The sequence below is a fragment of the Prevotella sp. P6B4 genome (genome assembly GCF_000619985.1).
Taxonomy (GTDB): domain Bacteria; phylum Bacteroidota; class Bacteroidia; order Bacteroidales; family Bacteroidaceae; genus Prevotella.
The window spans coordinates 227,394-241,559 of record NZ_JHVE01000002.1; the positions used below are offsets into that span (position 1 = coordinate 227,394).

The following is a 14,166-nucleotide window of genomic DNA, read 5'->3' on the forward strand; positions in this document are numbered from 1 at the left end:
AACAAATATGAATAAAAGATTAATTCCCTTATTAGGCATGGCGCTGGCTGTAACCAGCGCCATTGCCCAGTCAGAGTTCTTCTCACCTTACAAATCCACATCACTCCGACTCCCAGCAGTACCTATCGTAGTTAACGACCCCTACTTCTCTATTTGGTCGCCTTACGATAAGCTAACCGAAGGCAGTACCCGTCTCTGGACAGGCGACGAGAAGCCATTGGAGGGCCTGCTCAGAGTCGATGGTACAACCTATCGCTTCATGGGCGACAAGGAGCACAAACTGCTTAAGGCATTGGCTCCTATGAGCGACGAGGTCAACTGGGAGGCAAAATACACAGAAGAGCCACAGGCCGATGGTTGGCAGGCACCCGACTTTGCCGCCAACAACTGGCGCACTGGTCAGGCAGCCTTTGGTAATGCCGGCGACAACATCAAGACCGGTTGGTCGAAAGAGCACAGTGATATCTATATCCGTCGCGAAATCAACCTGACAGCCGAAGACCTGCGTGGCGACCTCTATGCCCTGTTCTCTCATGATGATGCCTGCGAGCTATATATCAACGGTACCTTGATCGGCAAGGGACGCATGGACGCTATTTTCGGAGAGTCTGTTCACCTGAACGCCCAGCAGAAGCGACTGCTTCACGAAGGTCGCAACGTGATGGCATTCCACGTTTATAATAACGCAGGCGGTGCCTATGCCGACTTTGGACTCTATGCCAACGTGGGTGTTGAAACCAACTCTGTGAAGACAGCTATCCAGAAGAGCGTTGACGTGATGGCCACTTCGACCTACTACGCTTTCACCTGTGGTCCTGTAGCACTGGATGTAGTGTTCACTTCGCCCATGCTGATTGATGACCTCGATCTGCTCTCTACACCCGTATCCTACGTGTCGTATCAGGTGAAGAGTCTCGACCGCAAGAAGCACGATGTACAGTTTGCTCTCCTGGCCAGCCCGCTTATCGCAACCAACAAGCCTCATCAGCCTACAGAGTCATCAGCAATCTCTGTTGATGGCGTAAAGTACCTCAAGACAGGTACTATCGACCAGCCCATTCTCGCCAAGAAGGGCGATGGCATCGGCATCGACTGGGGATATCTGTATGTGGCCGACTACAACGGAAAGGTTTCGCTCGACACCTACAATAACATCATTGACGGATTCCTCAACAAGGGACAGCTCAGTTGCGGTCAGAACCTGATCCGTGCCTACAAGCAGAACGACATACCCGTACTGGCTTATGTGCACGATTTCGGCAAGGTGGACCAGCAGCCTCAATCATCATTCTCACTGATCGGCTACGATGAGATAGAGGACATTGAGTATATGTACCACCGCTATAAGGCCTACTGGGCACATGGGGGAAAGGTTGATATCTTCGATGCTTTCAACAAGCTGAACCGCAATTACCGAAGCATCATGGAGCGTTGTCGTGCCCTGGACAAGCAGATTTATGACGATGCCTTCCGTGTGGGTAATGCCCATTATGCAGAAATCCTCTCTGGTGCCTATCGTCATGTATTGGCAGCACATAAGCTGTTCGAGGACAACGAGGGTCATCTGCTGTACTTCTCAAAAGAGAACAACTCTAACGGCTGTGTGAACACCGTTGACCTGACCTATCCATCAGCACCACTTTTCCTGGCTTACAATCCTGACCTACAGAAGGCCATGATGACCAGTATCTTCGAGTATAGTCGTTCTGGTCGTTGGACCAAGCCCTTTGCAGCACACGATCTGGGCACCTACCCCATCGCAAACGGTCAGGTTTATGGTGGCGACATGCCTATCGAGGAGGCAGGAAACATGCTGACTCTGGCAGCCCAGCTGTGTATTCAGGATGGCAACATCGATTATGTAAAACCCTACTGGGACATCCTGACACAGTGGACCGATTATCTGGTAGAGAACGGACAGGATCCCTCGAACCAATTGTGTACCGACGACTTTGCCGGTCACTGGCCTCACAACTGTAACCTGTCTGTAAAGGCTATCATGGGTGTGGCAGGCTATGCTATTATGGCTCGCATGAAGGGCGATGCAGCTACAGCCGACCGCTATATGAACCGTGCCCGCCAGATGGCCAAGAAATGGGAGGCCGATGCTCGCGAGGGCGACCACTATAAGTTGGCCTTCGACCGCGATAACACCTGGAGTCAGAAGTACAATATGATATGGGACAAACTGTGGAACACCAACCTGTTTGGCAATGAGGTGATGCAGCGCGAGGTGAGCTACTACCTGAAGCAGCAGAACACCTATGGTCTGCCACTCGACATCCGTAAGGACTACACCAAGACCGACTGGATTATGTGGAGTGCAGCTATGGCCAATGACAAGGATACCTTCCTGAAGTTTGTAGAGCCTATCTACAAATACATGGACGAGACTGGCTCGCGTGTTCCTACCAGCGACTGGCACGACACCAAGACCGGACTGATGGTAGGATTCAAAGCCCGTTCGGTCATTGGTGGCTATTGGATGAGATTGTTAGTTAAGTAAAGATGTAATGAATTTGTTATGAAAAAGAATCTCAGAAAGAGTCTTTTGGCTGTGGCACTGCTCCTTGGGGGCAGTGCTGTGGCTGCTACCAGCCCCGTTGATTACGTCAACACGCTGGTAGGCACTCAGTCCAACCACGCTCTCTCAACTGGCAACACCTACCCAGCTATCGCACTGCCTTGGGGCATGAACTTCTGGATGCCACAGACAGGCAAGATGGGCGACGGATGGTCCTACACTTACGATGCAGGCAAGATACGTGGTCTGAAGCAGACACACCAGCCTTCGCCCTGGATCAATGACTACGGCCAGTTTGCCATCATGCCCACCATTGGCACCGTATTTGATGAGAACAAGCGCGCCTCCTGGTTTTCGCACAAAGCAGAGACGGCACGTCCCTATTATTATAAGGTATATCTGGCCGATTATGATATCACGGCTGAAGTAACGCCTACAGAGCGTGCAGCTGTAATGCGATTCACCTATCCTGACTCGAAGAAATCACGTATCGTAGTAGATGCCTTCGACAAGGGTTCAAAAATTCGCATCATTGACGATCGCCATATCGAGGGATACACCACCAAGAACAGCGGCGGCGTACCCGAAGGATTCAAAAACTACTTTGTGATTGAGAGCGACAAGCCTTTTACTTTCATCTCTACTGTTGCCAATGGCAAGATTCAGGTAGGCGAGCACCAGTTCGAAGGCAATCATGCCGGCGCCGTAATCGGATTCCAGACAGCACGTAGCGAGGTGGTAACCCTGCGTGTGGCCTCATCATTCATCAGCGCAGAGCAGGCACGACAGAACCTGAAAGAGGTAGCTGGTCGTTCGTTCGATACCGTATGCCGCGAGGCACGTACACGCTGGAACAACATCCTGGGACGATTAGAGGTTGAGGACGCCAATACAGATCATTTGCGCACCTTCTACTCTTGCCTTTACCGTTCGGTACTTTTCCCACGCACGTTCCACGAGGTGAACCAGGCTGGCGAGATTGTACACTATAGCCCATTCGATGGTAAAGTACACGCAGGCCGACTGTTTACCGACACAGGCTTCTGGGACACCTTCCGTTCGCTCTTCCCACTGCTCAATCTGGTTTATCCGGAGATGAGCCAGCAGATGCAGGAAGGACTGGTAAACACCTACAAGGAAAGTGGATTCCTGCCCGAGTGGGCCAGTCCTGGTCATCGTGGCTGCATGGTGGGCAACAACTCTGCATCCATCGTGGCCGATGCCTATCTGAAAGGCATGCGCGGCTATGACGTAGAGGCGCTCTGGCAGGCTGTAAAGCATGGCGCCAATGCCGTTCACCCACAGGTGTCGAGCACTGGCCGACTGGGGTTTGAATACTATAACCGCCTGGGCTATGTGCCTTATAATGTAGGCATCAACGAGAGCGTGGCACGTACCTTAGAGTATGCTTACGACGACTGGTGTATCTATCAGTTGGGATTGGCACTCGGTAAATCCAAGAAGGAGCTCAAGCCCTATAAGGACCGTGCCATGAACTACCAGAAGGTATTCGACAAAGAAACCCGTTTGATGCGTGGCCGCAACGAGGACGGCACCTTCCAGAGTCCCTTCAACCCGCTGAAGTGGGGCGATGCCTTTACCGAGGGTAATGCCTGGCACTACACCTGGTCGGTATTCCACGACCCTGCAGGATTGATGAGCCTGATGGGTGGCAAGGACAACTTCGTGGCTATGCTCGACTCGGTGTTCAGCGTACCTCCCGTTTTTGACGAGAGCTATTATGGTGCGGTCATCCATGAGATACGCGAGATGCAGATTATGAACATGGGCAACTATGCCCACGGCAACCAGCCCATCCAACACATGATATACCTATACGACTGGGCAGGCGAACCCTGGAAGGCTCAGTATTGGGTCCGTCAGGTGATGGACCATCTGTATCAGGCCACGCCCGATGGCTATTGCGGCGATGAGGACAACGGACAGACATCAGCCTGGTATGTATTCTCGGCACTTGGTTTCTATCCTGTATGTCCTGGCTCTGGTCAGTATGCACTTGGTACGCCATACTTCAAGCGTGTAACCCTGCATCTGCCTGAAGGCAAAACATTAGTGATCCGTGCCGATGGCAACAGTGCAGAGAACTGCTACGTCAGCGAGATGCTCCTAAACGGTGCGCCCTACGATAAGAACTACATCAAACATAGTGACCTGCTGGCTGGCGGCAGTATCGACTACCGCATGGCTGCTAAGCCTAATCTCCAGCGAGGCACTCAGGCATTAAGCCTGCCCTACTCGTTCTCAACAGAAGTGGTCAAGCCTGCCATAAAGGCCGTAAAAGCCAAGAAGGAGGTTTGCAAGACCGATGCCATCGTACGCCCCTCGAACCGACCGGCTGAGGCCGAGCGTTTGTTCCGTTCTGAGGCTGTAGAGGATGAGATCAAACGTATAGCCAGTCTGCTTACCAACGCCCGATTGGCTTGGATGTTCACCAATTGCTTCCCCAACACACTCGATACAACCGTACACTATGAGGAGGATGCAGAGGGGAATCCTGACACATTCGTCTATACAGGCGATATCCACGCCATGTGGCTGCGTGACTCTGGCGCACAGGTTTGGCCATACGTCAAGCTGGCTAACAAGGACACCAAACTCAAGAAGATGCTGGCAGGCGTCATTCTGCGCCAACTCAAGTGCATCAACATCGACCCTTATGCCAACGCCTTCAACAAAGAGCCTCGTCCTGATGGTGAGTGGATGGGCGACACTGGCATGAAACCAGAACTGCACGAGCGCAAGTGGGAGATCGACTCACTCTGCTACGTACTGCGCCTGCTGTACGAATACTGGCTGACCACAGGCGACAACAGCGTACTGGGTGATGAGTGGATCAAGGCCATCCAGAACATCCTGCGCACCTTCCACGATCAGCAGCGCAAGGACGGACGCGGCTCGTACCAGTTCCTGCGCAAGACCGATCGCGCCCTCGACACAGTGAACAATGGCGGATGGGGCGCACCTGTGAAACCCGTAGGACTGATTGCCTCAACCTTCCGTCCGTCTGACGATGCCACCACCCTACTCTTCCTGATTCCATCAAACTTCATGGCTGTCACCTCTCTCAACAAGGCAGCAGAGATGCTTGAGAAGGTGAACCACCGTAGTGATCTGGCCAAGCAGTGCAGTCAGCTGGCTGCTGAGGTGAGCGAGGCATTACAGAAGTACGCCATCTACCAGCACCCCAAGTATGGTCCTATCTATGCCTACGAGGTGGATGGTTTCGGCAATCGCGTGCTGATGGACGATGCCAACGTGCCCAGCCTGCTGGCTATGCCTTATCTGGGCGATGTCGATATCAACGACCCAATCTACCAGAACACCCGCCGATTTGTATGGAGCGAGGATAATCCTTACTTCTTCCGCGGCAAGGCTGGCGAGGGCATTGGCGGTCCGCACATCGGCTACGATATGCCTTGGCCTATGTCGATTATGATGAAAGCCTTCACCAGTCAGAACGACGCAGAGATTAAAGCCTGCATCGAGATGCTGATGAAGACCGATGCCGGCAAGGGATTCATCCACGAGAGTTTCAATAAAGACAATGCCACCGACTATACCCGCGACTGGTTTGCCTGGCAGAACACGCTCTTCGGTGAACTGATTATTAAGTTGGTCAACGATGGCAAGCTCGACCTGCTGAACAGCATCAAAGACTAACCAACGTTGAAAAAGCGGTTGCGACCGACCGCCAACATCAATAAGCACGGCCGTGCACAATAATAAGCACGGGCGTGCTTATTATTATGCGCGGGCGCCAACAATCAGCAAAACCGTAACTTTTGCCCTTCAAAACCGTAACTTTTGCCCTTCAAAAGCGTAACTTTTTCCCCTGTAGAGTAGGGCTGTTGTACCTGCAGTCCTTAAGGATAATTATTCAAACTCCTTGAGCCTCGTATCAAAATCCTTGGCGCCGCCTGTCTCGCCAAAGAGTTTCTTCAACAATCTCACACGGGTATTGGTGATGGTTTGTGGCGTCGAGATAGTCAGCGTGGCTATCTCCGTGGGCAGGAAGTTATGGCGAATGAGCAGACAGACGGCTTGCTCCTTGGCATTCAACGCAGATAACAACAGCTGTAGGTTGGGATTGAGGGCGTAGGCACGCTGTGCCAATTCATTCATATCGTCGTCGGATATGGCACGCCCCTTGTTGGCCGAAGCATGGATACGCGCCACAACAGCCTTCAGTTCTTCCGAGTTTTCACGCTCTTCGCGCTCTTTCTGTTTGCGCATCCTGGTCAGCTCGCTACGGGTCAGATCATACTTCTGCTGGCTTTCCAGGAATCGCGCATTCAGTCGGTCAATCCTTCGCCTGCTGTACCAGATGGCTGCTATGGCAGCAAGTATCAGCAACAGGATGGCCGATAGCAGCATGATGGTGATACGATACTGCTGGCGCTCCTTCTGCTGCTCGTCGAACTGGGCCTGCAGATCGATGATGCTGGCAGTATCGTCGCGGCTGTAGAGGTCGTGATACACCTCGTTGAGTCGAAGGCTATAAAAGGCGGCTTGGTTGTTTTCACCACGCATAGTCAGATAACCAATCAGTTTGCGATACGAACTGATGGCAACATCGGGCGAGAAGGAGTTGAGCAACGAGTACCATTGCTGGGCGGCACTGGCTGTGTCCTTTTCAGCCAGATACACATCGGCCAGCAGTTTCGCACCTCTGTCGGTAGGCGATGTCTGCTGGGCCCTCAGCAGAAGTTGTTTGGCTTCCTGGCGCTTGTCCATGTGCAACAGGTAGCTGGCCTGATTAGTGAGATAGGTGGCACGTATCTCGCCATCGGTATGCGGCGCATAGGGCTCGGCCTGCTCTGTATAATATTGCAGACTATCCATCCGTCCTGTCATATCGAAGGTCTGGGCAATGTTGTTCAACGCCCTCACTATCCACTCATCCTTATGGCACTGGCGGGCGGCATTCAGAGCCTGCTTGTAGTACTTGAGCGTTTGGGGATAGTTGCCCACATTGTCGTTGATATCGCCCAGCACAAAGTAAAGATAGCAATTGTACATAGGGTCGTCAACTTTCTCGGCCAACTGCTCGGCACGCTTCATGGTGAGCACCGCCTCGTGGGTTTGCTGCTGTTTATAGAGCACGATGGCGTGGTGCAGCAAGGCGCGCGCCAATCGCGGTTTATCGTTCTCTCGCTCGTAATAGCGCCGACTGGTCAGAATCAGCGAGTCCGACTCGGTCGACAATCCGCTGCGATGCAGCGCCTCGGTATAGAGCAGACCAAAGAGTGCACGATCGGGGGCAGAAAGCGTCGTGTCGTCCCAACACGGCTCCAGCATTCTGACCACCGAATCAGGCTGTTCCACCACTATCTGCTCTGCCTCGGTGAGTAGCTTGTTGTGAGACTGCTCGTGCGAGCAGCTCACAACAAAGAGAGAGAATATCAGATAAACTATCGTTATCATTTCAAGCGGAACATAATAGGAACGGTGAATCTGACTCTGACAACCTGTCCTCTCTGCTTGCCAGGAACCCATTTAGGCATAGCCGAGATGACTCTCATAGCTTCGGCATCGAGCGATGGGAACACCTTTTTCATTAAGGTCACATCAGTAATCGAGCCATCGGTATCAACCACGAAGGTTACAAATACCTTTCCTTCAACCTTCTTCTTCTCAGCATCGGCTGGATACTTCACATTCTTACTCAGATATTCGACCATGGCAGCCATACCGCCTGGATACTCAGGCATCTGCTCTACTACATCGAATACTTGCTGGTTTTTCTTGGCTACAACGGTCTTCTGTGCGCTCACCGTGGTGAGTCCGAAGAGTGCCATCAGTGCCATTACTAATACTTTCTTCATTTTCGTTTTCTGTTAATGGTTCAACAATCTGTTTGTCTGTCCGGACGGTGCAAAAGTAGAAGAAATCCCCAAAAGTTGCAAGAAATCCATTACACATTATTACACACAGCCGAAAAAACTGCAGATTTGACCCTCATCCAGCTATTTCTTACCCTTTGGCAGGTCGCCTGTACGGGTGAGTTCAAAGTCCATAGCCGAGAACCACTTAGCACGGCAGGGTTCGCCAGTGAACGCTTTATCCGATGACATACCATAGGCAACCGAATCGCCAGCAACTACTATGCTATCGATGGTGATGGGCTTCCATCCCATTTCGTCTTCTGAGTTTTCGTTTACGGGGATGGACTGTAGGTGTTTCTCCTTCCCCATGGCATAGATAAAGGTGCCAGGCCCCTCGGCGCGTGCATAGCATGTAAGCTGGTAAATGCCTGGTTCAACCTTTTCCTTACGCTCGGCTTGGAAAACCTCCTCGCAATTATCGTTAAACACATCCATAAAACGCGCGTTATCATACCCTTGGCCATCCATACCATAATACGTATAATGATCGCAGTTCTCAGCCTTTATCAGATTCCAGCTGCCACTACGCAGGAAATCGGCATCATCCTCGTTCATTTTTACACCCTGATAGGTTGTAGTATAATCGATTTGGTAACGCTCCTGGTAATAGTCATAATGATAATTGGCAATGCTGATACCTAAGGGCACTGCGATGCACACGGCGATAACCCAAAGCACGATGTTTACGATACGCTGGACAACACCCATAGGACGGATTTTCCCAGTGAGCGAGAGTACCATGTGGATAATGGCATAGATGGGTATGAGCAATACCAGGAACAGGGCGATTACAAAGATGATGAGCAGTTTGGGATTGCTAACCCATGCGCCTTCCAGACCCATTGCTCCGAGGCTGAACGGTAGGGTACTGTTTAGTGGCAGTACCATCGCACTAACCGTAGCAATGAGCACGCCAAAGAATCCGAACGTCAAGGCAATGCACACAACGAGTGAGACGATAACTGCAAAGGCGATAACTACCTTCATCAGGATGATGAACAGCAGACGCAGAAAGCTGGGATGCTGCACGCGCTGGTTCTTGCCTTCAACCACTACATCGGCCAGGTTTTGTGGCGTAACATCCTTGCCTTCCATCTGCAAAAGCTGCTCAGGTGTTCTGGCTTCGGGAATGACGAGTGCCAACACCAGATAGATAAAGATTCCCACGCCATAGCACAAAGTAAACAATATCATCAGGAATCGCCAGATAACAGGATCGGTATTGGTATATACAGCAATACCAGACATGACACCTGCCAGCATTTTATCCTTGGGGTTGCGATACAGTTTTTTTCCAGCGGTACGTGCACGTACATCCTCGTATATCTTCTGTCCTGCTGAGCGGGCTTTCTCCTCCCAGTTGGTGCCGTTGCTATCGTGCTGCTGTTCGCCCTCTTTGCCCTCTTCGCCAGTGAGCTCTTCGGGTTTGCCGATACGGGTGATGATTTCCTTCACATGCTCGATCGTGATGGCCTCGATGCCTTGCTGACGCAACTCGTCGAAGAGTTCGGCGATACGGTTCTCGATATCATCCACGATTTCATCGCCGCCCTCCTGCTTACCAAACGATGAACGGAGTGAGTTGATGTACTGCTGCAAGAGTTCGTAGGCATCCTCGTCTATCTGGAACAGACGCCCACACAGGTTGATGGTAATATTCTTTTTCATAACTTTAATTTTTCAATTCTTCAATCCTTTACTTCCAATAATTTTGGGGTTACATTCTTCAGATAATTAATGGTGTTCGAGAGTTCCATCCAGGCTGTATCAAGTCCTTCGAGAAACTTTTCGCCTTCTTTACTCAAGGCGTAGTACTTACGGGGAGGCCCCTGGGTTGACTCTTGCCACTCGTATTGCAACAGGCCGTCGTTCTTCAATCGGGTCAGTAGCGGATAAAGCGTCCCCTCTACCACCAGCAGTTCCGCATTCTTGAGCTGCTGGATGATGTCACTGGCATACGAAGGACGATGCTTAAGCAACAGCAGTACGCAGTACTCAAGCATGCCCTTACGCATCTGTGATTTAGCATTTTCTATGTTCATATCTTTGCCTAATTAAAAGATTTCTGCGGCAAAGATAAGCAAAAACTTAGTACCTTGTATTACAAAGTACCAAGTTTTTGCAAGGAATTATAACTATTTAACAGTTAGATCATTAATAAACCTCCATCTCATAGATGCGGGCTGCAGCATCCTGACCCTGTGTAGGTGCTACGACAAAAAGGCGCAGATAGCGCACAGTTGCAGGTGCGAAGTTGCGGTCAGTATAGTTATTGCGATTACCATCAAACATATCCAAGGTCTGCCACTCTTCAGTCTCGCTGTTCCGACCCTGAAGCAGACAGGTACGTGTGATGTAAGCCGACTGCTCGCAAGCAGCACTCAACAGGCGCCAACGGCTGATGGTGGTTGGCTGACCAAAGTCGAAAGTTACGAAGTTTGGCGCAGCCTGTGCGTCGCACCACTTAGTATTAGGATTGCCATCAACCAGCAAAGCCGCACGCTCGCCTTCGTTCACTTCACCCGACATAGCGATGATCTTAGCATCACGTAGCAGATTAACCTGAGGCTGGACCGATGAAGCCATATTCTGCTTTGTAGGCAGAATAGAAGTCTTGAACAGCGGTGCAGCAGCAACAGCCTCAGCCGCATCGTTAGCCAGGGTAGCTGCAAAGACTACCACATGCTCATCGTCAGGCAGCGTAATCTCACGCACACCCTTTGGAATATCCAGACATGCACGGAACATATAGGTAAATTCATAGGGCTCGTCAGCCTCGGCCGAATGGCGATGACTACCCACCCATGCCACCTCGGCATCCTTCAAATAGCCTGTGGTCTGTCCATCGTGCCCCCACTGGCCAATAAAACCAGTATAATAAGGTACACTGACGGTCTGCTGTTTTCCATTTACAGTAAAGGCAGCCTGACGGTCGTCGCGATCAGAAGCCACCAACAGATACAGATGACGATAATCCTTACCAGCAGGCAGCTGGATAGTCTGGCCCTTACAGGTCACGCCACTGGCAGCATCCTTTTCGCCAAAGCGGAAGGGAAGATCGCCCACGGTGATACCTTCGTCAGGCAACAGTTCTGCTGCATAGCTATAGCCCCCCTCGAAATTACCAGAAGAACGGAAGCCGTTATAGCTGAAGCAATGACGGTCGTAATCCAGCGCCAAAGGCAGTACATCTGGTTCTGACTGCTTCTGCTTGGCAAGCACCACCTTGTAGGTCTTAACACTATAAGGCTTAATGTCGACCAGTAACGAACGTCCGTCAGTCGCAGCCTGCTTCAGTGTACGCTCTGTTCCATCGGCCTCAACAGCCTTCACAATGTCGGCAGCAAAGGTGAGGCGTGCCTTCTGGGCACCCTGACCACCCATCTCGTAAACACGTACCACATACTCATCACTCACCTCAGCACGTTTCAAGGCACGTACCACAACACAATCATTGTCAGAAGTCACAAACGAGAACTGACGTCCCAATGAACCAGCATGACGATCGGTAAAGAATGTACGCAACGGACTGTTCAGACGGTCGGCCTGACGAACGGCATTGGCAGCATCAAGCGGACCTTCATGTCCAACGAGGCTATAGGTGAACACATGGTGTCCGAAGTCCTGACGGGCCTGATAAGTATAGCTACGACCAGGTTTGGGCGAATACAACAGCGAGAGACGCAGAGTATTGTCATTGGGTTTATCCCAGCCATAACGCGAATCGTTTAATAGTGTTACGCCATAATTGCCCATACGGTTTGTCAAGTCTGTCCATTCATGGGCATACACCTCAAAGCTGTTATCGCGGTTGTTACCACGACGCACACTACCCAGTCCGATATCGTAGGTAGCCTCCTTATTTGAGACGCTCAGCGGGAACTCTGCCTTCAGCAGGGCATTAAGCGAACGCCAATCCACCTCATTCTCGAAGTCGATACGGTCAGCAAGTGCGCCTTCATAAAGATGGATACGCTGAACGATATCCGACTCACCATATTTCTTTCTTATCACTAATGTCTGGCGCAGTGTTCCTGGCTCAACTGATATCTCAACACCTTCGTGTACGGGCAGAGGTGCCTTATCGAGCGTTGCCTTCTGAATCTCCCAGGCAGGCCATGCCTCAGAACGGCAGTCATCAAACACCACCAAACGGAGGCTCTTGCCCGAAGCCACAATCTCACGGTTGCAGTTCTTATCTATCAGCGACACCACATCACCATATGCATCGACAGTCAGCTTGTAACGCGACGATTCGATGGTACGACCTGTAGTAACAGTAGCCATTTTCTTCTTTCCCGCAGCCTTGATAGCATAGACAGCCATACCTGTAGCTGGCACATCAGCATCAAACAGCAGCACACGCTGGCCATCACGCTCCACAACCTGAGAAGCCACACGACGGCCATTGGCATCAGTCACGCGATAATCGCGGTCATCAGACAGTATCACCTGAGCCACAGAACGAACAGGTGTGGTCTCATTATTATACACCACCACAGGCTGTCCTGCTACACGGGTATCCAACTGACGGGCTACTCCAGATACACTATGTGTCAGCACATCCGAGAACTTCTTGAGCGACAAGAGTTCATCGTTCCAAGAGAACTCGTAGGCACGTGGAATGCTGGTACCCGTCAGGTCATCATGGAACTGGTGCCAGATGAAACGCTGCCATGTCTCTGTCATCGTTGCTGAGGGATAGTGGGCAACACCTAACCAGTCGGCCATGACTGCCGAACGCTCAGCAGCATCGCCTAAGTGCTCATTCTGACGGTTATACAGCTTCATAGCAGCCTGCGAGGTATAACAGCCATTTCCATGCACATCCATAGGCAGCTCGCCATCGAACACCGGCAGTTCCGGGTGCTTTTCGAATGGCAGATAATCCTTATAAAGCTGATCACTGGTAGCACTGACAATCTTGATAGGGCCATTGCCTGCTATTCCCTTTTCGACACCACGAACAGAAGCGATGGTGGGCGAGCCACCAATATCACCTGTGCCATAATAACGATAAGCCTGATTCAACGGACTTTCACCTATCTCACGAAGCAGTTGCTGGTTGTGCGACAGGTCTTCATCACGATAGCGTTCAGCATAGCCAAAACCATGGGCCATCATGATACGACTACCATCGATACCCTGCCACAAGCCTATGGAATAAGGATAACGTTTGCCTCCTTCATAGAAAGGATTAGTGCGCCACACTAACTTCTGCGAAGAGAAACCAATCAAGCCGCAATGTGCCGCTAATGTAGGTAAGGTGTAACCGAAGCCGAAGCAGTCGGGCAGGAACACATCAGTGCTCTCAGTGTTAAACTCCTGACGATAGAAGGTCTGTCCCAGCAGGATGTTGCGCAGCCATGACTCAGGCGAACAAATGATGGTTTCATTAGCATCCCAACTACTTCCAGTAAGATGCCAACGACCATTGGCCACATAATGTTTCAACTCTGCATACTGCAGCGGATAGTACTCCTTCATCCAGTTGTACTTGACGGCACCTTCGAAATTGAAGATATAATGAGGATACTTCTTCAACAGCATCAGGTTCTGGTCGAGGGTATGCTTCACATACTCACGGATGGTAGTCTGCACATCCCAGTTCCACTGCGTATCCAGATGGGCATCGGCTACCATGTAGGCTTTTTTCTCCGGCTGAGCCATTGCACCTGATGAAAGCAATGCAGCCATAGCCATAGATAAGAATTTCCTTGTCATAAGTTTATTAAG

General features: G+C 51.1%; 7 protein-coding genes and 1 pseudogene. 3 read left to right on the top strand and 5 right to left on the bottom strand.

Annotated features, from left to right (window positions below; all coding sequences use genetic code 11):
* Positions 1 to 7 precede the first annotated feature (7 nt).
* The 3 genes and pseudogenes from T491_RS0102180 to T491_RS17995 all read left to right on the top strand — a co-directional run bounded on the left by T491_RS0102180 (position 8) and on the right by T491_RS17995 (position 6,205).
* Entirely contained in the window at positions 8 to 2,506 is a 2,499-nt protein-coding gene (locus T491_RS0102180; protein WP_028902416.1) for a glutaminase family protein, read from the top strand.
* An 18-nt stretch (positions 2,507 to 2,524) separates the two neighbouring features.
* A pseudogene (locus tag T491_RS17990) lies at positions 2,525 to 4,798 on the top strand (GH92 family glycosyl hydrolase); the annotation flags it as partial.
* The gene (locus tag T491_RS17995; RefSeq protein ID WP_369699735.1) at positions 4,796 to 6,205 is read left to right on the top strand and encodes a glycoside hydrolase family 125 protein; all 1,410 of its coding nucleotides are present in this window, start codon (positions 4,796 to 4,798) and stop codon (positions 6,203 to 6,205) included. The pseudogene T491_RS17990 and the gene T491_RS17995, both read left to right, overlap by 3 nt.
* A gap of 213 nt (positions 6,206 to 6,418) precedes the next feature.
* Here T491_RS17995 and T491_RS0102190 read toward each other — a convergent pair whose 3' ends face one another.
* The 5 genes from T491_RS0102190 to T491_RS0102210 all read right to left on the bottom strand — a co-directional run bounded on the left by T491_RS0102190 (position 6,419) and on the right by T491_RS0102210 (position 14,154).
* Positions 6,419 to 7,969 carry a lipopolysaccharide assembly protein LapB gene (locus tag T491_RS0102190; protein ID WP_155949991.1) on the bottom strand — a complete coding sequence of 517 codons (1,551 nt, stop codon included), beginning with the start codon at positions 7,967 to 7,969 and terminating at the stop codon, positions 6,419 to 6,421.
* A complete protein-coding gene (locus T491_RS0102195; protein WP_028902418.1) occupies positions 7,966 to 8,370 on the bottom strand; it encodes an energy transducer TonB in 405 nt (134 codons plus the stop codon). Before T491_RS0102195 ends, T491_RS0102190 begins: the two co-directional genes overlap by 4 nt.
* A 141-nt stretch (positions 8,371 to 8,511) precedes the next feature.
* Positions 8,512 to 10,098 (bottom strand): PspC domain-containing protein, encoded by a 1,587-nt coding sequence (locus T491_RS0102200; RefSeq protein WP_028902419.1) that lies wholly within the window; start codon positions 10,096 to 10,098, stop codon positions 8,512 to 8,514.
* 20 nt (positions 10,099 to 10,118) lie between these two features.
* Complete coding sequence (locus T491_RS0102205; RefSeq protein WP_028902420.1) at positions 10,119 to 10,472, bottom strand: PadR family transcriptional regulator; 354 nt, start codon at positions 10,470 to 10,472, stop codon at positions 10,119 to 10,121.
* Between the two features lie 112 nt (positions 10,473 to 10,584).
* Positions 10,585 to 14,154 (bottom strand): glycoside hydrolase family 38 C-terminal domain-containing protein, encoded by a 3,570-nt coding sequence (locus T491_RS0102210; RefSeq protein WP_028902421.1) that lies wholly within the window; start codon positions 14,152 to 14,154, stop codon positions 10,585 to 10,587.
* Between the last annotated feature and the right edge of the window lie 12 nt (positions 14,155 to 14,166).